The following is a 22,403-nucleotide window of genomic DNA, read 5'->3' as shown; positions in this document are numbered from 1 at the left end:
TTGGAGCGAGATCCTTCTTGATCCACCCTTCCCGGAGGCGACCAGGACAAACTCGCTTCAGGCGGCGGCCTGGAGGTCCGATCCGCACTCGGGGCAACTGTGCCGGCCGGTGTGCTGCGGTGTTCCGTCCCAGCCCAGCTTCTGCGCGCTCGCCCAGAGCGCGTTCCAGTCCGTACGGTCGGTCCCTGCTTGCGAGATCAGATAGCCGCAGTCGTCGCACTCCAGGTCCAGCCTCATGCCGGAACCGAGATCCCAGGACGGCATTACTGTCACCGCTCACCCCCATGCCAATAGCCGCAGGGGTGATATCCGATAAATCGGAATCCGAAACGTGATCTAGGTAACGTCCACCGATCGGGCGATGGTCCGGCCGCGCCGAAGATCAGATGGAGAACGCCACCCGCCTCCTTCGGCGGAACAGGCGTCCGGCCCCGACGAGCCCCGCGCCGAGCAGGACGAGCGCTCCTCCGGCCATGAGCACCCACACCCCGAGTGGTGTGGTGACGGCGGGCCGGACGACCACCGTGGGGGCGTCCAGCGTTACCAGCGTGGCCGGTTCACCGGTCGACGCGCTGACTGACGGGGCCGGTACGGCGCCGGCAGCGCTCGACGGACCGGCTGACGGCGTCGGCACGGCGGACCGCGACGGCTGCGCCGAGCGCCCCGACCGGGACGGGGACGGGCTCTGGGGGGCGTCCAGAGCCCGTACCGGCGGGGTCGTTGCGGGCTGCGGCGGCGCGGCTTGCGGGGGAGATGCCGGCGATGCCACGGGAGCCGGCGCGGGATCGATGGTGTACGTCGCCTCGGCGCTGCCCGCATTGGGCGCCGAACCCTTCACGACGTGCGAACCGGACGCGCTCGCCGGCGGGGTGATCGTGACGCTCGCCGAGCAGGTCCCGCCGCTCCACCCCGGACGGGCCTGCGCGATCGACCGACCGTCCCACCGGAACGTGACGGGGTCGTCGCAGTTCGGCCCGAACAAACCCCAGTGGCCCGGGTACGAAAAGGTAGCGGTCACCGATTCGCCGGCGGCGCCGTGGCTGGCGGACAGCGCCATTTTCGCGCCGGTCGCGGCGAAGGACGGCGCGGCGGCGAGCAGGACGGCGGCGACACCGATCAGGGTGACGAGGGCGGGACGGGCAGCGCGCACTCGCACATACTGATGCAGATGTTTCGCTTTGACAAAGCTCGATGACCTATTCAGGCGATGCGGGCGGGTTCGTCGCCCGCTCCGCTACGCACGGCGGGGGCGGAGCCGGCCCGGCTCGCGCCCCGGTGGCTGGCTGGGGCGGGGACCCGGCTCGATCGGTGGAATCGGGTACGTGACCGGCCGGTCGGGCCGCAGGGTGAACAGCCGGCCGTGGTGAGCCAGTTCGACCGGGTCGCCACCGCCCAGGCTGTACGTGGCTTGGGCCGGAGTCACCACCACGCACAACCGCTGCCCCTGCCACAACACACTGAAGGTGAGACGGGTCAGCGGCCCGGGCAACCGCGGTGCGAACGCCACCGATCCGCCGCTGTCGCGCATGCCGCCGAAGCCGGCCACCAGCGCGATCCAGGCCCCGGCGAGGGACGCGATGTGCAGTCCGTCGCCGGTGTTGTGCGCGAGGTCGTCGAGGTCCATCCGGGCGGCCTCGCCCAGGTACGCGTACGCGAGGTCGAGGTGACCGACCTCGGCGGCCATCACCGACTGGATGCACGCCGACAGTGACGAGTCGCGCACCGTCAACGGCTCGTAGTACGCGAAGTCTCGGGCCTTCTCCTCGGCCGTGAACGCGTCGCCGCGCTTGTACAGCGCCAACACCAGGTCGGCCTGCTTGACCACCTGCTTGCGGTACAGGTCGAAGTACGGGAAGTGCAGCAGCAACGGGTACTGGTCGCGGCGGGTGTGCTCGAAGTCCCAGCACTCGTAGTCGGTGAACCGCTCGGCCTGGGGATGGACGCCGCGCCCGACGTCGTACGGCACGAGCATCTCGTCGGCGGCCCGCTCCCAGGCGGCGATCTCGTCGTCGTCCACGCCCAGCTCAGCGGCCTGGTCGGGGTGGCGCTTCGCGGCCTCGACCGCGCCGCGCAGGTTCCGCTGCGCCATCAGGTTCGTGTACACGTTGTTGTCGCAGAGCGCGGTGTACTCGTCGGGTCCGGTCACCCCGTCGATCCGGAACTGGCCATCGCGGCGGTGGAAGCCCAGCGAGGACCACAGGCGGGCGGTCTCGACCAGCAGTTCGAGGCCGACCTCGCGGTCGAACTCCTCGTCGCCGGTGGCCTGCACCAGCCGGATGGCCGCGTCGGCGATGTCGGCGTTGATGTGGAACGCGGCCGTACCCGCCGGCCAGTACCCCGAACGCTCCTCGCCGGTGATCGTCCGCCACGGGAACGCCGCGCCGTCCAGGGTGAGTTCGCGGGCCCGCTTCCGCGCGGCCGGGATCGTCAGATGCCGCCACCGCAGCGCGTCCGCCGCGGCGTGCGGAGCGGTGTACGTCAACGCGGGAAGCACGTACGACTCGGTGTCCCAGAAGGCGTGGCCGTCGTAGCCGGGACCGGTGAGGCCTTTGGCCGGGATCGGGCGGCGCTCCGCCCGGGCGCTCGCCTGCAGCACCTGGAACAGCGCGAACCGTACGGCCTGCTGCACCTCCGCGTCGCCTTCCAGGTCGACGTCGGCGCCCGCCCAGTAGTCATCGAGGTAGCGCCGCTGATCGGCCAGCAGGCCCTCCCATCCTGTGGCGCAGGCGAGGGCCAGCGCCGCCTCCACCTGCGCGGAGATGGCCGGGATCGACCGCTGACTGGACCAGCCGTACGACAGGAACTTCACCACCCGCAGCGGCTGTCCGGCGGCCAGCTGCGTGGTGAGCGTGAGTCGGGCGGTGTCTTCGGAGCATTCGATGCTCGTCTGCACGTCCGCCGGGCAGTGCACCGTGTGGTCCATCGCCGCGCCGATCCGCCGCCCGCTCAGCCGGGTGGTGTGGACCAGATGGGCGCGCGCGTCGTGTGCGCTGTGCTGCTCAGGTTGCAGCGGCGCGGTGAGGGCGGCGGTCGCTCGCGGGTCGTCAGTCGTCGGCGGCAACTGCTCGTTGGTGACGAGTTCGGACTGGAGCACGATGTGCAGCGGGCCGTCGACCGGGCGCACCTCGTACGCGATCGCCGCCGTGGCGCGCTGGGTGAAGGACACCAACCGGGTCGAGGAGATGTGCACGCTGTGACCGGAGGGCGAGGTCCACTCCGCGGTACGCCGCAGCACCCCGTCGCGCAGCGAGAGCACCCGGTTATGCGAGCGCAGTTCGCCGTAGCGCACGTCGAACGGCTCGTCCTCGACCAGCAGCCGGATCAGCTTGCCGTTGGTGACGTTGATGACCGTCTGCCCGGAGGGCGGGTAACCGTACCCGGCCTCCGCGTACGGGAGTGGCCGGAACTCGAACACCGAGTTGAGGTAGGTGCCCGGCAGGCCGTGCGGCTCGCCCTCGTCGAGATTGCCCCGTAGCCCGATGTGCCCGTTCGACAGCGCGAACACCGACTCGGACTGCGCCAGGACGTTGAGGTCGAGTCCCTTCTCCCCGACCGTCCAGGGCTCCGAGGGGTACGCCGGATGGGTGATCATCTCGCTGCCTCCGGATCCGCGCGGTCCAGCAGTTCGGCCAGGTCCTTCACGACGACGTCCGCGCCGTGGGCGCGCAGGGCGTCGGACTGGCCCACCCTGTCCACGCCGACCACGTACCCGAAGCCGCCGGCCCGACCCGCTTCCACTCCGGCCAGCGCGTCCTCGAACACCGCCGCTGCGGCTGGTTCGACTCCGAGCAGTTGGGCCGCGTACAGGTAGGTGTCGGGAGCGGGCTTGCCGCGCAGCCCTTCCCGTGCGGCGACGATGCCGTCCACCCGCTCTTCGATCAGTTCGTCGATGCCGGCCGTCCGCAGGATCTCGGCGCAGTGCTTGCTCGCCGACACGACCGCGCGGCGCAGGCCGGCGTCGCGCGCGGCCTGCAGGTACCGGACCGATCCTTCGTACGGTTCGACCCCGCCATGGTGCAGCCGGCGGGAGAAGGCGGCGTCCTTGCGTGCGCTCAGGCCCTGGATGGTCTCCCGGTCGGGTGGATCATCAGGTTCGCCTTCCGGCAGGGTGATGTTGCGCGACGCGAGGAACGACCGGGTGCCGTCCGCGCGGGGCCTGCCGTCGACGTACTCGTCGTAGTCCGCGACCGGGTCGAAAGGCCTGAATTTTTCCCCGGTGCGGGCCGCGCGCTGCCGCAGGAAGTCGTCGAACAGCTCTTTCCACGCCGCCGCGTGCACCGCGGCGGTCGGGGTCAGCACGCCGTCGAGGTCGAACAGGCATGCGCGTACGCCTGCGGGCAGGCCGAGCACATTGTCACGCTATCCGAGGCGGCTGACGGATACCACCGGCGTACGAAAACGACCCGGCCGATCTCGGCCGGGTCGTTCGGGTCGCGGGCGCCGGGACTGACCCCGGCCGGGATCAGCCGCCGACCGCAGCCTTGTCGGTGTTCACCCAATCGGGGTGCTGGGCGACGAAGTAGCCGACGTTGTCCTCGCGCACCGCGCGGAACAGTTCCAGACTGGTGGCGTCGAGCGTCTCGAACGCCATCCCGTTGATGGTCTCGGAGTGGAAGTTGCCGGCGTTCGTCTTGATCATGGTGACGTTGTCCGGGTTGATGTCCTTGAGCGTGAACAGCCAGTCGCTCAGGGCGAAGCGGCCACTGTCGACCGTCAGCGCCTGGCCGGCGGCGCGCAGAACGCTGTCCAGCTTCTTCGGGTTGGTCACCACTCCCGCGCTGAGCGTCTTCTGCGCAAGCGCCTTGACGAACTGCTGCTGGTGACGCTGGCGGCCGTAGTCGCCGTCCGGGATGAGCTCGCGCTGGCGCACGTAGTCCAGGGCCTCCCAGTCGGCCAGGTCGCGGCAGCCCGGGTTGTACACGTACGGCTTCACGCCGGGAATCGGGATCGGCCGGAGGTCCGGGCCCATCCGGAACGGCGGCTTGGTGTTGCCGCGCGAGTCGTGGCCGATGTGGATGGAGGTCACCGTCTCGTCGATGCACATGTGCACGCCGCCGAGGGCCCTGGTCACCGCCTGGAACCCGGAGAAGTTGACGATCGCACCGGCGTTGAACGTCACGCCGGTCAGCTTCTTGATGGTCAGCGCCAGGAGTTCGAAGCCACCCGCGCGCCCGCCACCGTTCTGGCTGCCGAAGAAGAACGCCGAGTTGATCTTGTCGGTCCCGCCGGGGTAGCGGCTCTTCGGGAACGGTGGGATCTGCACCCGCGAGTCGCGCGGGATCGACATCAGATAGGCGGCGTCGTGGTTGGCGGTGATGTGGACCATGATGATCGAGTCGGCGCGCGAACCCTCGGCGTTCTCACCGGGCCGCTCGTCGATGCCGACGAGCAGCAGGGTCAGCGGGCCGTCAATCGAGGTGCCGGAGGCGATCGCCTCCGAGCCGAGCAGGCTCTGCTGGTTGACCGAGCCGGTGTAGCGGTCGAGCAGCACCGTGACCCCGGCGATGGCGGTCCCACTGAACAGCATCAGCAGCGCGCCGGTGATGACCAGTAGCTTCGCCCACCACGGGTCGCCGCGCCGCTTCTTCTCTGGCTGCTGCGCCGCGGTCTGCGGCTTGGCCGTGCCGGTTGGCGGCTTGTTCGCGGCCGGGCGGGTGTTCGCGGGCGGACGGGTGTTCGCGGGTGGGGCCGCGTTCGCGGCTGGCGGTCGCGGGGGGAGCGGCGCGGCCGAAGCGAACGGGGGCTGAGCGGCCGGCGGCCGACTCGGTGCCATCGGCGCGCCCGCGCCCGCGACCGAGCCCGGCCAGGCGGGCGCCGGTGACTGGGAGCCCCCACTCGTGGGTCCTGACGGGAAAACCGTTCCCGAGGTGAACACGGGACCGGAGCGCCGTTCGACGCGGTCACGACCCGGGGGATGCGAACCGGCGGGCATCGCCCTCCCATCAGAAACACTCCAGTGACCAACTTGCGGGGTACACGGTAACGGTTATTTGCCAGTTGGAGGGAACCCCCGTGGCTCCAGTCACGCCCGTATGCTGCGCCAACTACCACCGGTGACGGAGGGGGCCGCAGTAGACCGGCTGTCGCCATGGGACGCGTCCGCGACGGTGCGCCGGTGGGCCGCCGCTGCGACTCCAACCGCAGGTGCCGGCGCTCTCAGTCGAGGTCGCGGTGCCGAAAATCGGCCCGCCTGGGCGATCTGGTCGCCGCCGAGATCGGCGGTCTCCAGGTCTGGCGCGCCTGGTCTGTTGTTGCTGGAGCGGGCACCGGTCGGGCGGAGACCGGCCTCCTGCCGGAAGCGGCGGGTGAACGTTCGCACGCTCAGATCTACCTGTTCGGCCAGCACCGCAAGAGTGACTGAATGTCCTGGTTTTCGCGGGTTTGGGTGCCCGGTGCCGGCGGCCGAGCAGGCCGCGGCCCTGCCGATTGAATGTTCACGTCATATCGATAAAGCTGCTTGCTGATGGTCATGGTGGGCTCCTAGCGTCCGGCTAGGCACACTCCCGAGCCCCGTAAGGAAGGGTCCATGCCAGATTTCCGGAGGCTACTTCCCGTCATCGGCACAGCGCAGCGCGGTCATACCGGACGCAGCGCCATGACGTGCCAGTACCGGTGCGGTAACGCGTGCGATCACCCCGTACCGAACGGGTCTGACAACGAGTACCTGGGTGACATCATCTCGACCGGTCTGACCAGGCGCGGCCTGGTCCGCGCGGGCGCGCTCGGCGCGCTGGTCGTCGGCGCCGCCGGCACCGGCCTCGCGGGCGCGGTGAGCCCGGCGTTCGCCGGCCCCGAGGCGGAGCCCGAGGTGCCGGACGCCGATATGGCTGCCGCTCCGGCCGCAGCCAGCGGCGCGCTCACCTTCAAGCCCATTCCGCCCAACCAGTTGGACGCGCTGGTCGTACCCAACGGCTACGACTCTGCCGTCGTGATCCGCTGGGGTGACGCGGTCGTTCCCGGCGCGCCCGCGTTCGGCGTGCACAAGCAGACCTGGCAGGCCCAGCTCAAGCAGTTCGGGTACAACAACGACTACCTGACCGTGCTGCCGCTGGACCGGCGTGGTGACCGGGCGCTCCTCGTGGTCAACCACGAGTACACCAACGAGGAGCTGATGTTCCCGGGCTTCACGTCGCACGACGCCCTCACCGTCGACCAGGTGAAGATCGCGATGGCCGCGCACGGGCTGAGCGTGGTGGAGATCGAGCGGGTCGGCCGCACCGGCGAGTGGCGGCCGGTCAACGAGGGTGGCCGCCGGTACAACCGCCGGATCACGGCCCTGGAGACCAAGTTCATTATGGACGGTCCGGCGGCCGGCTCGCCGTTGCTGCAGACGAAGGCCGACCCGAGCGGAACGACCGTCATCGGTACGCTCAACAACTGCGCCGGCGGCACCACGCCGTGGGGCACGGTGCTCTCCGGCGAGGAGAACTTCAACCAGTACTTCGTCGGCGGCGACCAGGCGCCGGAGGCGATCAAGCCGGGGCTGGCCCGCTACGGCATCGACACCACCAAGCGGTACCCGTCGGGCAGCCGTAAGTGGGAGCGGGCCGACACCCGGTTCGACCTGGCGGCCAACCCCAACGAGGCGCACCGTTTCGGCTGGGTCGTCGAGATCGACCCGTACACGCCCGGCTCGACGCCGCGCAAGCACACCGCCCTGGGCCGCTTCAAGCACGAGGGCGCGACGATCGCCGTGGCGAAGGACGACCGGGCCGTCGCGTACATGGGTGACGACGAGCGGTTCGACTACCTGTACAAGTTCGTCTCCGACAAGCGGATGGACCGGGGGCGCTCCGAGCAGGCCCGCAGGCACAACATGACGCTGCTGGAGTCCGGCACGCTGTACGTCGCGAAGTTCGAGTACACGAGCGCGTCGGAGATCGACGGCAGCGGCAAGCTACCCAGCGACGGCGCGTTCAATGGGCGCGGCAGCTGGATCCCGCTGGTGCGGGGCAACCGGTCGCTCGTGCCCGGGATGTCGGTCGAAGAGGTGCTGGTCTTCACCCGGCTCGCCGCCGACAAGATGGGCGCGACCAAGATGGACCGGCCCGAGGACGTCGAGGTCAACCCGAAGACCGGCAAGGTGTACGCGGCGCTGACCAACAACACCCAGCGCGGCACCGCCGGCAAGGCCGCAGCCGACGAGGCCAACCCGCGCAACGCCAACAAGCACGGCCACATCGTGGAGATCACCGAGGCCGGCGGCGACAACGGCGCCGAGTCGTTCAGCTGGGACCTGCTGCTGGTCTGCGGCGACCCGAAGGACCCGAACACCTACTTCGCCGGGTACGACAAGAGCAAGGTGTCGCCGATCTCCTGCCCGGACAACGTCACCTTCGACGGCGCCGGCAACCTGTGGATCTCCACGGACGGCAACCAGCTCGGCTCCAACGACGGCCTGTTCGCCGTACCGCTGGCGGGCCCGGAGCGCGGGCACGTCAAGCAGTTCCTGACCGTGCCCTACGGCGCGGAGACCTGCGGGCCGTTCATCACCGGCGACGGCCGGTCGGTGTTCGTCAACGTCCAGCACCCGGGCGAGGTCGACGGGGCGAGGGTGGAGAACCCGGCGTCTACCTGGCCGGACGGGGACTTCGCCAAGCCGGCGGTGGTCGTGTCGTGGCGCCTGGACGGCCGCCCGGTCGGCTCCTGATTCATGATCGCGGGGACTTTTCCGTTCGCTGACACGGAAAAGTCTCCGCGATCATCGTGGGATTTCGCTACCGGCGGCCGAGCGGCAGCAGCCGGTCGGGTCGGGCCGGGACCGCCAGGGCCGACATCGTCGACGCCGCGGACGACACCGTCGGGTTCGGCTCCGGCGCAGGTAGCGGGTCGCAGGTAGTGTCCGGACCGTCGCCGGCCTTGCGCGTCGGCAGCTTGCCGGTAGCCAGGTAGTCGGCGATCTGGTTGTCGACGCAGGCGTTGCCACCGAGGCTGCCGGAGTGGGTGGTGCCGCCCGGCTCCGCGATCAGCACCGCGTTCGGGAACCGCCGGCGCACCTCCAGGCTGCCCTCGAACGGCGTCGCCGCGTCCAGCGTCTCGCTGATGAGCAGGGCGCCGGCGACCTTACGGCCGTCGACGTTCACCGGCTGCTGCGCCTTCGCCGGCCAGTACAGGCACGGCGCGTTGAACCAGGCGTTGCCCCAGGTCTCGAACGGCGCCTTCGCGAACGTCTTCCAGTTGTCGCGCCGCCACTGGTCCCAGCTCTTGGGCCACTGCACGTCTGTGCACTGCACGGCGTTGTAGACCGCGTACCCGTTGTCGTCGCCCGGCGAGTCGGTGTCCTGGTACGCCTGGATGAGCGGCTTCGGGTCGCCGTTGCGCACCCAGTTCGCGAAGAGATCGCCCAGGTCGGGCCAGGTGACCTGGTAGTACCCGGCCTGCAGGAAGATGTCGGTCCACTCGTCGGGACCGACGACGCCACCGGCCGGCTGCACGCGCAGCTTGGTCTGCTCGGCGTACCAGCGCGCCTCGACCGCCTGCGCGCTCGCGCCGAGGTGGTAGACGCTGTCGTACTTCGCCACCCAGCCGAACCAGATCTTGACGTTGCGCTCGAACGCCACGTCCTGGTCGAGGTTGGCCTGGTACCACACCTTGCGCGGGTCGACGTTGCCGTCGAGGACCATCCGCCGCATGCGGTTCGGGTACATGGTGGAGTAGACCTGGCCCAGGTACGTGCCGTACGAGAAGCCGTAGTAGTTGATCTGCTGCTCGCCGAACGCCGTGCGGATGCTGTCCAGGTCCATGACCGCGTCGACCGTGGTCATGTGGTTGAGCAGCCCGATGCTGTCGTTCTTGCGGCACGCGTCCGCGTACGACTTCGACCGCTCCAGCCACGTCTTCTCGAGCGAGGAGTTCCACGGGATGTAGTCGGGCCGGTTCGGGCTCATGTAGTCGGGCAGGCACGAGATCGCCGGCTTGCTCGAGCCGACGCCGCGCGGGTCGAAGCCGATCCAGTCGTAGGACTCACCGGCGCCGTTGGGGATGAACTGGCCGAGCCGGGAGAGGGTGAGGCCCGAACCGCCGGGGCCGCCCGGGTTGACCAGCGCGATGCCCTGGTACGTCGAGTCCGGAGTCTTGTGCTTGATCCGCGACACCGCGAGTTCGATCTTCTTGCCGTTCGGGTTGCTGTAGTCGAGCGGGACGGACACGAACCCACATTCCGCGCCGGCCTGGATCAGCCTGGCGTTGGTGCACGTCTCCCACCGGACGCTCGGCTTGTCCGTCGCCGAAGCGGGGTCTGCCCACGCGGCCGATCCGGCGCTCGTGGCGGCCATGGCGGCGGCGGTGCTGAAGACGAGGATCCTGCTCGTCCGTAAACCTGGCTTCTTTTCCTTCACGCGACCCTCCCTGTCAGGCGCATGCCAGGGGGATTCATCGGCATGCGTACAGATGCCTGATCTTGTCCCTACCGAAGGGCGTAGGGAAGGGCCCGCTCAGCGGATCGCTCCGCTGAGCGGGTTTCGAGGTCAAGAAGTAGGGTCGTGCGTCAGAAATCAACCACGATGGGTGCGTGATCGGAGGGCCCCTTGCCCTTGCGGGCCTCCCGGTCGATGTACGCCGACCGCACCTGACCGGCCAGGTCGTCGGTGACGTAGACCAGGTCGATGCGCATGCCCTTGTCCTGGTGGAACATGCCGGCCCGGTAGTCCCAGTACGTGAACGGGTTGTCGCCCTTCATCGGGCGCGGCACCACATCGATCAGGCCGAGCGAGCGGATATTGGCCAGCGCCTGTCGTTCGGGCGGCGTCACATGCGTCGAACCGACGAAGAGGGCAGGGTCCCACACGTCGGAGTCGGTCGGCGCGACGTTGAAGTCACCACACACCGCGAGCGGCCGCCCGCCCGCGAGATCCGCGGCCAACGTCTCGCGTAACCCCTCCAGCCAGGCGAGCTTGTACGCGTAATGCGGGGATTCCGGGGTGCGCCCGTTCGGCACGTACACCGACCAGACCCGTACCCCGTCGCAGGTCGCGGAGATCGCGCGCGCCTCCGGCTCGGGGAAGCCGGGTTCACCAGGGAAACCGCGCGTCACGTCGTCGAGGCCGACCCGCGACAGCAGGGCGACTCCGTTCCACTGGCCGATGCCGTGGACGGACGCGGCGTACCCGAGTTCGGCGACCTCCCCGCTCGGGAAGGCGTCGGCGGAGCACTTGGTCTCCTGCAGGCAGACGACGTCCGGCTTGGTCGCCGCCAGCCATTCCAGGAGTCGGGGCAGGCGGGCCCGTACGGAGTTGACGTTCCACGTGGCGAGGCGCATGCGTTCCTTCTTCCCATGATCGTGGCGACATTTCCGGGCGCTAACCCGAAAATTTTCCACGAGCACGGGTAGGGCGCCGCCATGACGATGCCAGCCTGCCCGCATCTCGGCGAGGTCCGCCGCGACGTCACGCCCGCAGCCGAAGGCTGCCAGGAGTGTCTGGAGAGCGGTAGCGAATGGGTCCACCTTCGGCTGTGCATGACCTGCGGCCATGTCGGCTGCTGCGACAGCTCGCCCAACCGGCACGCTCGGCTGCACTCCCACCTCGTCGGGCACCCGATCGTCCAGTCCTTCGAGCCAGGCGAGAACTGGTGGTGGTGCTTTGTCGACGAGGTCGGCTTCGAGGTCAAAGGTGCCCCCTCGTACGCACACGGCTAGTAGCGGTAGCCGTACAGTGACGGGATGGGCCATGTGCAGACGGTGGGCCTGGTACTGCACCCGCGCCGCGACTCCGCCGCGGCGATCGACGCGATCCTCAGCTGGGCGCACGAGCGGAACGTGACCGTGCTCGGGCTGCGCGAGGAGGTCGACCGGATCCACTGCAGCGCGGTCGCGGTCGACCCGGAGGAGCTGGTCGATCGCTCGCAGTTGCTGGTCAGCCTCGGCGGTGACGGGACGATGCTGCGCACGATGCGACTGGCCGAGGGCCACAAGACCCCGATCCTCGGAGTCAACCTCGGGCGGCTGGGGTTCCTGGCCGAGGTCGACGTGCCCCGGCTGCCCGCCGCGCTGTCCGCGATCGATGAGCACGAGTACCGGGTCGAGTCGCGGCTGGCGCTGTCCACGGTGCTGCCGGACGGAACCACGGTCACCGGGTTCAACGACATCGACCTGGCCCGCATCCCTGGTGAGCGGATGGCGGCGGTCGGGATCAACGTGGAGGGGCACCGGTTCGTCCAGTACGCCGCGGACGCGGTCATTGTCGCGACACCGACCGGCTCCACCGCGTACAGTTTCTCTGCCGGTGGCCCGATCGTGTCGCCCAATGTGGAGGGTCTGCTGGTCGGGGCGTCCTCGGCGCACTCGTCGTTCAATCGGCATCTGCTGCTGTCCTTGGATGAACGACTCGAGCTCGACGTACTAGCCACGAGCGGGCGACTGGCGGTGGAGGTTGACGGCGCTGTACGGGGGTACGTGACGGCAGGCGACAGCCTGTTGATCAAGCCGGTAACGGCCGCGGCGCGCGTGGTCCGCCTCGGTGAGACCACGTTCTACGAACGCGCCCGCCGCAAACTCCGGGTCAACGGCAGCGTCGAACTCGAATAAGCCCTTCGCGAAAGGCGGCAACGTGTCCGAGATGAGAATCGTCCACAACCCCGAACTGTCGCGTTACGAAGTGCGCATCGACGGCAAGGTCGCCGGCTTCACGCAGTACCGGCGGGCGCCCCGAACCGTTGATTTCACCCATACTGAGGTCTACCCGGAGTTCGAGGGGCAGGGGCTGGGCAGCAAGCTCGCGGCCGGCGCCCTCGACGCCGTACGGGCGGGTGGTGACCGGGCCGTCGCCAGTTGCCCCTTCATCTCCACGTACATCAAGCGGCATCCGGAGTACTCGGACCTTGTCACGACGCCTGAGCGGGCTACCGGGGCCGGCAGCGGCCGGGTCCCGTCGGCCAACTGACTCAGGTGCGCGAACGGGCGAAATGCGTGATCGGCGGCGACCCGGCCGGGTCGCCGCCGATTCGTCCCGATCACCGCCGGCCGGTCTCTCTGTGATCTGTCTGGCAATCCCCACCAATTCACTGGGTTAGGTGGACAAGGTAGGGATTGTCGTCGACACTCGACGAATGGATCTGGACCCCGTCCTCACGCTCGTCGGCCTTGGAGTCGGCATCGTCGTCGGGCTCACCGGCATGGGTGGCGGTGCGCTGATGACCCCGATCCTGGTGCTCTTTTTCGGCATTCCACCGCTGGCGGCCGTCTCCAGCGACCTGGTGGCGAGCGCGGTGATGAAGCCGTTCGGCAGCTTCGTGCACATCCGTCGCGGCACGGTCAACTGGTCGCTCGTCGGCTGGCTCTGCGCCGGGAGCGTGCCGAGCGCCTTCGTCGGCGTACTGCTGATGCGGGCGATCGGCGGGGACCGCGGCGTGCACCACGCCATTCAGTTGGCGTTGGGTGGCGCACTGCTGCTCGCGGTCGTCGGGCTGATCGTGAAGGCTGTCCGGGAGACGTCGCGGCGCGCTGACGGTGAATCGTCGCCGGCCCCGGTGCGGGTACGCCCAGTGCCGACCCTGCTACTCGGCGCGGTCGGAGGCCTCGTCGTCGGCCTGACCTCGGTCGGGTCCGGCTCGCTGATCATCGTCATCCTGCTGGCGCTGTACCCCGCGCTGCGCGCCAACGACCTCGTCGGTACCGACCTGGTCCAGGCCGTCCCGCTCGTCACCGCCGCCGCGCTGGGCCACGTGTTCTTCGGTGACCTGCATCTGGATCTGTCGGCGGCGATCCTCGTCGGCTCGGTGCCCGGAGTGCTGATCGGCGCCCGGCTGTCGTCCCGAGCACCCGCGCGTGCCGTCCGGGCGGCGCTCGTGCTCGTACTGCTGGCGAGTGCGCTGAAGCTGTTCGGGGCGCCCAATCTCGTGGTCGTGATCGCGCTGGCGGTCGTGGCGCTCGCGGGGGTGAGCGTGCTGGCGCTCCGCCGATCGACGTCCGGCCGTCCGGCGATCAGCGACAGCCAGCGCACCTACGCCAACCCGACCTCCTCCTGACCGCTGCCGCTACCGTCCCCTGCGCGCGGTAGCGGCGCCGACGAGGACGCCGGCAAGGGCGGCTGCCGCGGCGACGGCGGCGTTACCCCAGCCGGGGGGCCGGTTCCTCCGCCGGTTCCGCGGGCGCCGGCCGGCCGGTGCCGTCCAGTCCCGTGGCTGGAACGGCCGCCCCGTCTGTTCCCGGTAGTCCTGCCTGCCGCGGGTCCTGCCGCCGCGCTCCTTCACCTGGATGCCGCCCGTTCGGTCGCGGGCCATGTCGTCGCCTCCCTTGACTGCTGCAGGCTGTCCGTGTCCGCCGCAAGGCTTCCCGGCGCGGTTGAGTCAGGTCGCCCACCAGGTCACCCGCCAGGTCACCTACCCGTCTCGGCCGGCGCCAATCCATCGCGGATCGTCGATAGGTGCAAATTACTGGTATCGATCAGAGTTGCTCTTGACCACCTGCTCCGGCGGCAAGTACGTTGCGCCTCGCCTGCTCAAAAGTCACGTGCCCACGGCGGGAGGCCCAGTGACAAGCGTCTGGCGGATAGGTGGCGTTCGGGGAGCGAGCGCTCTCGCGGCTGCGGGCGCGCTGGCGGCGGCGTTCGCCGTGGCTGTCTTACCCGCGGACGCGGCGGTCAGTGGCGTCGTACGGGTCGACCAGGTCGGCTACCTCGCGGGCGAGAGCAAGCAGGCCTATCTGATGGCGTCGGCGCCGGCCTCCGGCGCCCAGTTCACGGTGCTCGACTCGGCCGGGACGGCGGTCCTGTCCGGCGCGGTCGGCGCGACCAGCCGCGGCTCGTGGAACACGGCGTACCCGGCGGTCCACCCGATCAGCTTCGACGGGCTGACCCGGCCCGGCACGTACCGCATCCAGGTCAGCGGCGGGGCGTCCGCCACGTCGCCACGGTTCAAGATCCTGGACCCGGCGGGCCTGTACGGGCAGTTGGTCGCCGACGGCGTGACCTTCTTCCAGACGCAACGCGACGGCCGGCGGGTCATCCCCGGCGCCCTCGGGCGCCGGCCGGCGCATCGGGGCGACGCCGAGGCCGGCGTCTACCGGACGCCGAGGTTCAAGTCCGAGGACGTGATCGCCGACGACGACCTGACGAAGATCGGTGGGCCGGTCGACGTCGAGGGTGGCTGGTACGACGCCGGCGACTACCTCAAGTTCACCCACAGCACCGCGTACGCCACCGCCGTCCTCTACGCCGCGGAGCGCGCGCTCGGCTCGGTTGCCCCGTCCACGCTGGGCGCCGAGGCCGATTTCGGCGCCGACTGGTTGAACAAGGCGTGGGATGAGTCGAGTCGAACGCTCTACCTGCAGGTCGGTATCGGGGCCGGTAACGCCGCCGGCACGTTCACCGGCGACCACGACCTGTGGCGGCTTCCGCAGGACGACGACGCCAACACCTCCGGCGCCGACCGGTATGCGACCGCGCACCGTCCCGTGTTCCAGGCCGCCGAGCCCGGGGCGAAGATCAGCCCCAACCTGGCGGGCCGGGTCAGCGCCGCCTTCGCGCTCGCCGCGCAGGTGAACGCCGAACGGGACAAGGCGAAGGCGGCTGCCGCGTTCCGGGCGGCCACCTCCGTCTACGCCCAGGCGGCGATCGCCGATCCGCCGAGCCCGTTGGTCACCGCGCTGCCTAACGACTTCTACCCCGAGCGCACCTGGCACGACGACATGGAGTTCGGCGCGGCCGAGATCGCCCTCGCGGCGCAGAAGTTGGACATGGACGCTTCGGCCTACCTCGCCGACGCCGCGAGGTTCGCGCGCGGCTACCTCGACGGGGCGACCGGCGACACCTTCAACCTGTACGACACCAGCGCGCTCGCCCACGCGGATCTGCTCGAGGCGCTCCATATCGGCGGCAGCCCGCCCGGCCTCGCCGTTACCGGAACGGCCCTGCTGGCCGACCTCAAGCGCCAGCTGGCGGCCGGTGCCGCACGGGCCGCCTCGGACGTCTTCCGCGCGGGCGGCGATGACACCGCGTCCGACGTCGCCTCGCACACGTTCGGCCTGCTGACCACGGAGGCGCTGTACCGGCGGATCAGCGGTGACACCTCGTTTGCGGCCGTAGCCACCCAGCAGCGCAACTGGTTGCTGGGTGCCAACGCCTGGGGCACGAGCTTCATGATCGGCGAAGGTGCGACCTTCCCGCGCTGCCCGCACCACCAGATCTTCAACCTGCGAACCGGCACAACCGGTCGGGCACCGGTACTGACCGGAGCTGTCGTCAACGGCCCCACCGACCTCCGCCAGTTCTCCGGCAGCCTGGGCGAGCACCAGACCGGCATGGTCAGGTGCCAGTCGACCGGGAACCCGTTCAGCTCCTTCACCGGTCACGGCAGCCGGTACGTCGACGACGTTCGCTCCTGGCAGACCAGTGAGCCGGCGATCGACATGACCGGCAGCGCGGTCATCGGCGCCGCCCTGCAGCAGGCCGCCACGAAGGTCGCGAACGGTGGCGGGGAGGACACCGTCACGCTCAGCGCGTCGACCGTATCCGTCGCGCCGGACGGTTCGGCATCGCTCGCGGTGACGGCCGCGACCAAGGGCCCGGGCGGGCCGCTCGTCACGCTGGCCGTGACCGGCATGCCGGAAGGTGTGGCCGTGGGCCTTACACCGGTCGTGGTGCTCGCCGGCAACTCCGCGAAAATGAGCCTCTCCGCACTGCCGACCGCCGCGCCCGGCACCTACACGCTCACCGTCACGGCGACGAGCGTCGGGCAGCAGGCGCGTACGGCGGCGCTCAAACTGATCGTCGGTTAGTCGGCTATCCGACACTCCACAGTGGCTGGTTGAACCGCTCCGCGTTGCTGTCCGTGTGTCAGACGACTACGGCGCACGTGGCGCCGATCCAGTTGGGAGTGCTTGTATGGTTCGTACAGTAGGTTCGCGTCTGGCCCTCTCGGTAGCCGCCGCGGCCGCGGCCTTTCTCGCCGTCCCAGGCACCGCCTCGGCGCACGGCATTCCAGCACAACAGCCGCCGGCCGACGCGACGTATCTCGTCGCCGCCCTCAACGGTCGCAACGAAGTACCCGGCGCCGCCGGTTCCCCGGCGGCCGGCGACAAGGACGGCCGGGCCGTCGAGGTCCTACGGATCCAGGGAAACCAGGTCTCGTTCGCCATCAAGTGGACCGGCATCGGCGCACCGACCGCCGGACATCTACACCTGGGCGCCGCCGGTGCGAACGGCCCGATGAAAGTGCTGCTGTTCGGCGCGCCGCTGCCCGCCACGCTCAACGCGGTGGTCGGCACGGTCACCGTGGCTGACGCCTCAGTGCTGGAGGCGTTGAAGTCCCAGCCGGGGACCTTCTACACCAACCTGCACAACGCCGAGTTCCCCGGCGGTGCGCTCCGCGGCCAGTTGCACACGGTGACCCACCCGGTCGACCTCGCCGCTGTCCTGCGCGGTGGCCCGCACTCCGCCGTCCTCGACAGCGTCGCCCCGGTTATCAAGGGCGAGCAGATCTACGCCTGTACCAAGCAGGCCAACGGCGGTTACGCATACACCCAGCACAACGTCAGCGCCCGGCTGGCGGGCGGCATCCGGCACTCGTTCGTCAAGGATGTCGCCGGCCCGCCGCAGTGGATCGCCCGCGACCGCAGCGCGATCACCGGCAAGGTGCTGACCCGTACGCCCAACGGGGCCGGCAACATACCCGAACTCGACCTGGACGCGACCCAGAGCGGCGCGTCCAAGGGGCTGTTCGCGGGGGTGGCGGAGATCGAGCGGCTGAACACCGTCGGCGGGGTCGCGCCGGCCGGCCCCTGTGACCCGATCAAGAAGCCCACCGCGCGGGTGCCGTACGAGGCGGACTACGTCTTTCTCGTCTCGTGATCCTGGCGGCTTGCCGTGTTCCAGCACGGCAAGCCGTCAGGATCACGGTGGCGTGGGGGATCGCTCCGGGCGCCGGTCGTGCCATGCTGCGGGCATGAACGATGCCCGCCGGATGTGGACCCTGTACGAGCCCGTACACGCCATCACCTACTTCGCCCCGGAGCCGCTGGCGGCGTTTCAGCAGGCCGGGCTGAAAGGCTTCTGGCGGGGCTACTTCGCCGGCCGGGCCGCGCCGCTCGGCCCGGTCGGCGCCGCGCCCGTGATCGCGTCGTTCTTCAGCTTCGCGCCGGCCATGGTGGCCCGCGCGCTGCCCGACGTGTGGCAGCGCGCGGCGCCGGAGGAGACGCTGCGGGCACGACTCGAGGGCGCCACCGAGACACTGGGCCGGCTGCTGGCCGATCAACCGGCCGGGTCGGTGGCCGAGGCGGCGGACCTCCTGGCGACCGCGGCCGCACACGTCGAGCCCGGTGGACGGGTGCTGGGGGCGGCCAACGCCGCGCTGCCCGTACCCGACGAACCGCTCGCCCGGCTCTGGCAGGCCGCAACGACGCTGCGCGAGCACCGCGGCGACGGGCATGTGGCCGCGGTCGTCGCCGCCGGGTTGACCGGGCGCGAGATCGTGGTCTGGCGGTCGGCGGTGGACATCCCGCGGGAGGCGATCCAGCCGGCCCGGGGCTGGACCGACGAGGAGTGGGACGCCACTACGCGGCGCCTGGCCGACCTTGGCTGGCTGGACGCGCAGGGGCGGCCGACCGAAACGGGGATCGCGGCGCACCGGGAGATCGAGGCGGCGACCGACCGGGCCGCCGCCGGACCCTGGGAGGCGGTCGACGTCGAGCGGCTGCGGACGCTGCTGACCCCGATCGCCGCGGCGTGCCGGACAGCGCTGCCGACCACGACCCCGATCGGCCTGCCGCAGCCGGACAGCGCCTCGTGAGCGCCGTTCTCGCTCGCCTGCGCCGGCCCGTCGTCGCCGCGCCGATGGCCGGCGGGCCGTCAACGCCGGCCCTCGCCGCAGCGGTGTCGAACGCGGGCGGGCTCGGCTTTCTCGCGGGCGCGTACCTGTCGCCGGAGCGGTTGGCAGCCGACATCGCTTCGGTAAGGCGGTTGACCGACCAGCCGTTCGGTGTGAACCTGTTCGCGCCTGTCGCGCCCCCGGCTGACGAGGCCGCCGTCGTCGCGTACGCCGAGCGCCTGACCCCGATCGCGCGGCGGTGGGGCGTGGTGCTGGGCGTACCGGTCGGTGGTGACGACCGGTACTCGGAGAAGGTCGACCTGTTGCTGGCCGACCCCGTACCCGTGGTGTCCTTCGCTTTCGGGGTGCCCACGTCCGATGTCGTCGACGCGCTGCACGACCGGGGGAGCGAGGTCTGGGTGACCGTCTCGCACCCGGTCGCGGCGGTCGCGGCCGATGAGGTGAGCGCCGACGCGCTGGTCGTGCAGGGGATGGAGGCGGGCGCCCACCGCGGCGGCATCGACGACACCGACGAGTACGCGCTCCTGCCGTTGCTGCGGCTGGTCGCGGCGCGCACGCGGTTGCCGATGGTCGCCGCCGGCGGCATCGCGGACGGCCCGGCGCTGGCCGCGGTGCTCGCGGCGGGAGCGTCCGCGGGGGCGCTCGGCACCGCGTTCCTGCGCAGCCCGGAGGCTGGTACGTCCGATGCGCACCGCACTGCGGTGGCAAGCTCGGCGGACACCAGGCTGACCAGGGGCTTCACCGGCCGGCGCGCCCGCGGGGTGGTGAACGAGTTCATGCGCTCTTTTGATGAGGCGGCCCCGGCCGCGTACCCGCACGTGCACTACCTGACCGCGCCGCTGCGGGCGGCGGCCCGGGCGGCGGGGGATCCGTCAGTGCTGAACCTGTGGGCGGGCCAGGCGCACGCGCTGTCACGCGACCTGCCGGCCGCGGAGATCGTCGAGCGGATCGCGGGCGAGGCGGCGGAGACGATCGAAGCACTGAGTCGCCGGTTCTTGTTGCGGTAGTCCGCCCCCGTTGTTGAGGAGGGCGCCCCGCTTACGGTCTATGCCGGTACAGGGGCGCCCTCCGCACGAACGGGGGCGTGTCACGGTCGAAATGACCGTGTCCCCATCGCTGTCGTGCGAGGCTGCCGATGTGCGCAAAATCCTGGTGCAACTCCTCGGGAGAACGCTGCTCGTCGTGGAGGAGGCGCGGCACTGGCGCGACGGCGTACGCGGCGAGGGCGACGAGGCGCTGATCGACTTCTGGCTCTACTTCGACGGGCTGCCGGCGGTCCACGTGTGCGGCGATGACGACGGTGAACGGCTGCTGGTCACGTTCGACGAGCCGTACGCCTCGTACGACATGGGTGAGTACGGTGAGTTCCGGGTCGCGTCGCCGCGACAGACCGATCTGCTGTGGCACTACGCCGGCCATCAGCTGGTCGACGCCGCCGTCCTCGGCGATCGGGTCGGTGTGCTGTTCCGCTTCGACCACCGTGACCTCGCCGTGGTGGAGCGTGACGACGATTTCGTCCTGAGCGACGCGGCGCCCGCAGGTCTTGCCGTTGGTGACTGGCTGACCACGGTGTGAGGCTGCGGCTCCATTTCATCGGAACTGATGGAAGGAGCGCAGCGGCGCCCGCGTCCGTCCTTATTGGATGTGGGTGCGGCGCCGTCGGCGCGTACCCGGGTCGCGCCAACCTTCCTCAACCCGACAGTTACCTAGTCGATGGCTTCGATGCCGGCGTATCCTCCTCGGCGAGGGGGTCTGAGCGGTGTTGAGCCATGACGGGCGGGTCCGCCACATGCATGCGGGATGAGCGGTTCGATGACCGCATCGTTCCAGCATGAGGTGCTGGTCTACGGGACGCCGGACGAGTTGATCGCGGGGACCGTCCCCTTCGTGCGCGAGGGTCTCGACGCGGGTGAGCCGGTCCTGGTCGCCGCGCCGCCGGCCAGTCTGGAGCCGATCCGGTCCGCGCTGGGTGGCTCGGCCGCGGGGGTCCGGTTCGTGGACATGACCGAGGAGGGGCGTAACCCCGGTCGGATCATCCCCGGAGTACTGCACGCGTTCGTCGGTGAGTACGCCCCGAAGCGGGTTCGAGTGATCGGGGAGCCGATCTGGGCGGGGCGCTCGGCCGCCGAGTACCCGGCCTGCGTTCAGCACGAAGCTCTGATCAATCTCGCGTTCGCCGACTACGACGCGGCGATCCTGTGCCCGTACGACGGGCGGCGGCTGACCGAGGCGGCGCTCGCCGACGCGGAGCGTACCCATCCGGTCGTCGTCACCTGCGCCGGTCGCCGGGACAGCGCGGCGTACGCGGCTCCGGAGAGCGTCGTCGCGGCGTTCAACCGCCCCCTGGCCGACCCGGCCACCCCGCCGGCGACCCTTGTCTTCGACGCGGACGACCTTCCGGCGGTCCGCCGTTTCGTCGCGGCGCACGCCGGTCGCGCCGGTCTCGCGCCGAACCGGATCGCGGATCTTGCGGTTGCGGTCAACGAGGTCGCGACGAACGCGGTGATCCACGGTGGCGGGCCGGGCACGCTACGCGTCTGGCCGGAGCGCGGCAGCCTGCTCTGTGAGGTGTCGGATCCCGGTCAACTGACCGACCCGCTCGCGGGCCGGATTCCACCCGGTCTGGACAGCGAACACGGGCGCGGCCTGTTGCTGGTCAACTACCTGTGCGACCTCGTACGGGTGCACACCGACGCCACGAGCACGACGGTCCGTCTGCACATGCGGATCTGATTCACAGCCTGGCGTGGTTAGCTACGGCGTGCCCGTTTCGTCGTTGACAGATTTCTGGAGTCGGCTGGTCGGCGTTCAGTCGGGGCCGCCGCGCCTCGTCGTCCTCGGCGCGGCGGTGTTGGCGATCGCGGTCATCGGCCCGTACCGAAGCTGGCGAATCACCCGTCACGTCGTCACGATCGCCCACGAGGGCGGCCACGCGCTCACCGCGCTGCTCACCGGCCGGCGGTTGTCCGCGATCCGGCTGCACTCCGACACCTCAGGACTGACCGTGTCCGCCGGCCGGCCCACCGGACCGGGCATGGTCGCCACCGGCATGGCCGGTTACCTCACCCCGTCACTGCTGGGACTGCTGGGGGCCGTCCTGCTCACGTCCGGCCGGATAACCGTGATGCTGTGGACGGCGTTGGCCGTGCTGGCGGCGATGCTCGTGATGATCCGCAACGTGTTCGGGGTCGTCTCGGTCGTCACGACGATCGGCATCGTCTTCGCAGTGTCCTGGTTCACCTCGGCACAGGTGCAGGCGGCTTTCGCGTACTTCGCCGTGTGGTTGCTGTTGGCCGGCGGTGTGCGTCCGATCGTCGAGTTGCAACGGATGCGCCGTCGCGGCCAAGCGCCCTACTCCGACGCTGACCAACTGGCCCGGCTGACCCGGTTGCCGGGCTTGTTCTGGGTTGCGTTCTTCTGGGTCGGTACGGTCGCTGCTCTGCTGGTCGGCGGGTGGCTGCTGCTGCGACCGATGACGGAGGGCTGGGCGTAAGGGCGCCGCCGGCTCGCCGGTGAGTGATGTATGTCACTTATACGGCCCCCGGGCATGGCTTGAGGTGGTTGCGCAGCAGTCCGGGGGGCGTGAAGTACTTCGCCTCACCTGGCAACCGGGGCGAGTGAACCATGTGGTCACGATGGCTCCG

Annotated in this window: 20 protein-coding genes; 12 read left to right on the top strand and 8 right to left on the bottom strand. The window is 70.2% G+C overall.

Annotation, left to right across the window (positions count from 1 at the left end; translation table 11 throughout):
* Positions 1-57 precede the first annotated feature (57 nt).
* The 5 genes from HC028_RS04795 to HC028_RS28060 all read right to left on the bottom strand — a co-directional run bounded on the left by HC028_RS04795 (position 58) and on the right by HC028_RS28060 (position 5,773).
* Complete coding sequence (locus HC028_RS04795; protein WP_168073225.1) at positions 58-237, bottom strand: hypothetical protein; 180 nt, start codon at positions 235-237, stop codon at positions 58-60.
* Between the two features lie 145 nt (positions 238-382).
* Entirely contained in the window at positions 383-1,150 is a 768-nt protein-coding gene (locus HC028_RS04790; RefSeq protein WP_168073223.1) for a hypothetical protein, read from the bottom strand.
* A gap of 84 nt (positions 1,151-1,234) precedes the next feature.
* Complete coding sequence (locus HC028_RS04785; protein ID WP_168073221.1) at positions 1,235-3,592, bottom strand: glycoside hydrolase family 65 protein; 2,358 nt, start codon at positions 3,590-3,592, stop codon at positions 1,235-1,237.
* Entirely contained in the window at positions 3,589-4,350 is a 762-nt protein-coding gene (locus tag HC028_RS04780) for an HAD family hydrolase (RefSeq protein WP_168073219.1), read from the bottom strand. Before HC028_RS04780 ends, HC028_RS04785 begins: the two co-directional genes overlap by 4 nt.
* Before the next feature lie 112 nt (positions 4,351-4,462).
* A complete protein-coding gene (locus tag HC028_RS28060) occupies positions 4,463-5,773 on the bottom strand; it encodes an LCP family protein (protein WP_168073217.1) in 1,311 nt (436 codons plus the stop codon).
* A gap of 753 nt (positions 5,774-6,526) precedes the next feature.
* Between HC028_RS28060 and HC028_RS04770 the strand changes: the two genes are divergently transcribed.
* Positions 6,527-8,650 carry a PhoX family protein gene (locus HC028_RS04770; protein WP_168073215.1) on the top strand — a complete coding sequence of 708 codons (2,124 nt, stop codon included), beginning with the start codon at positions 6,527-6,529 and terminating at the stop codon, positions 8,648-8,650.
* 67 nt (positions 8,651-8,717) lie between these two features.
* On the opposite strand, the gene HC028_RS04765 is transcribed toward HC028_RS04770, so the two are convergent.
* Both HC028_RS04765 and HC028_RS04760 read right to left on the bottom strand, forming a co-directional pair.
* Positions 8,718-10,337 carry an alpha/beta hydrolase gene (locus HC028_RS04765; protein WP_239075429.1) on the bottom strand — a complete coding sequence of 540 codons (1,620 nt, stop codon included), beginning with the start codon at positions 10,335-10,337 and terminating at the stop codon, positions 8,718-8,720.
* Positions 10,338-10,486: 149 nt separating this feature from the next.
* Complete coding sequence (locus HC028_RS04760; RefSeq protein WP_168073213.1) at positions 10,487-11,257, bottom strand: exodeoxyribonuclease III; 771 nt, start codon at positions 11,255-11,257, stop codon at positions 10,487-10,489.
* Positions 11,258-11,338: 81 nt separating this feature from the next.
* Between HC028_RS04760 and HC028_RS04755 the strand changes: the two genes are divergently transcribed.
* From HC028_RS04755 to HC028_RS04740, 4 genes are all read left to right on the top strand, one after another.
* The gene (locus tag HC028_RS04755) at positions 11,339-11,635 is read left to right on the top strand and encodes a UBP-type zinc finger domain-containing protein (protein WP_168073211.1); all 297 of its coding nucleotides are present in this window, start codon (positions 11,339-11,341) and stop codon (positions 11,633-11,635) included.
* Between the two features lie 24 nt (positions 11,636-11,659).
* Entirely contained in the window at positions 11,660-12,523 is an 864-nt protein-coding gene (locus HC028_RS04750; RefSeq protein ID WP_239075430.1) for an NAD(+)/NADH kinase, read from the top strand.
* A gap of 31 nt (positions 12,524-12,554) precedes the next feature.
* Entirely contained in the window at positions 12,555-12,878 is a 324-nt protein-coding gene (locus HC028_RS27335) for a GNAT family N-acetyltransferase (protein ID WP_168073426.1), read from the top strand.
* A 166-nt stretch (positions 12,879-13,044) separates the two neighbouring features.
* Entirely contained in the window at positions 13,045-13,962 is a 918-nt protein-coding gene (locus HC028_RS04740; RefSeq protein ID WP_168073209.1) for a sulfite exporter TauE/SafE family protein, read from the top strand.
* Between the two features lie 9 nt (positions 13,963-13,971).
* Here HC028_RS04740 and HC028_RS04735 read toward each other — a convergent pair whose 3' ends face one another.
* Positions 13,972-14,217: a hypothetical protein gene (locus HC028_RS04735; RefSeq protein WP_168073207.1), complete on the bottom strand. Its 246-nt coding sequence runs from the start codon at positions 14,215-14,217 to the stop codon at positions 13,972-13,974.
* A 250-nt stretch (positions 14,218-14,467) separates the two neighbouring features.
* Between HC028_RS04735 and HC028_RS04730 the strand changes: the two genes are divergently transcribed.
* The 7 genes from HC028_RS04730 to HC028_RS04700 all read left to right on the top strand — a co-directional run bounded on the left by HC028_RS04730 (position 14,468) and on the right by HC028_RS04700 (position 22,252).
* On the top strand, positions 14,468-16,711 hold the full coding sequence (locus HC028_RS04730; protein WP_239075431.1) for a glycoside hydrolase family 9 protein: 2,244 nt from the start codon (positions 14,468-14,470) through the stop codon (positions 16,709-16,711).
* 106 nt (positions 16,712-16,817) lie between these two features.
* Positions 16,818-17,783 carry a CHRD domain-containing protein gene (locus HC028_RS04725; RefSeq protein WP_168073203.1) on the top strand — a complete coding sequence of 322 codons (966 nt, stop codon included), beginning with the start codon at positions 16,818-16,820 and terminating at the stop codon, positions 17,781-17,783.
* 94 nt (positions 17,784-17,877) lie between these two features.
* Entirely contained in the window at positions 17,878-18,720 is an 843-nt protein-coding gene (locus tag HC028_RS04720; RefSeq protein WP_420850160.1) for an SCO6745 family protein, read from the top strand.
* Positions 18,717-19,766 (top strand): NAD(P)H-dependent flavin oxidoreductase, encoded by a 1,050-nt coding sequence (locus HC028_RS04715; RefSeq protein WP_203981301.1) that lies wholly within the window; start codon positions 18,717-18,719, stop codon positions 19,764-19,766. Before HC028_RS04720 ends, HC028_RS04715 begins: the two co-directional genes overlap by 4 nt.
* Positions 19,767-19,896: 130 nt before the next feature.
* A complete protein-coding gene (locus tag HC028_RS04710) occupies positions 19,897-20,334 on the top strand; it encodes a hypothetical protein (protein WP_168073199.1) in 438 nt (145 codons plus the stop codon).
* 237 nt (positions 20,335-20,571) lie between these two features.
* Positions 20,572-21,492: a sensor histidine kinase gene (locus tag HC028_RS04705; protein WP_239075432.1), complete on the top strand. Its 921-nt coding sequence runs from the start codon at positions 20,572-20,574 to the stop codon at positions 21,490-21,492.
* 28 nt (positions 21,493-21,520) lie between these two features.
* On the top strand, positions 21,521-22,252 hold the full coding sequence (locus HC028_RS04700) for a M50 family metallopeptidase (protein ID WP_168073197.1): 732 nt from the start codon (positions 21,521-21,523) through the stop codon (positions 22,250-22,252).
* Positions 22,253-22,403: the final 151 nt, after the last annotated feature.

The sequence above is a fragment of the Planosporangium flavigriseum genome (assembly GCF_011947225.1).
Taxonomy (GTDB): domain Bacteria; phylum Actinomycetota; class Actinomycetes; order Mycobacteriales; family Micromonosporaceae; genus Planosporangium; species Planosporangium flavigriseum.
The sequence above is the reverse complement of the archived record's forward strand: the minus strand, read 5'-3'. Positions and strand labels throughout refer to the sequence as shown.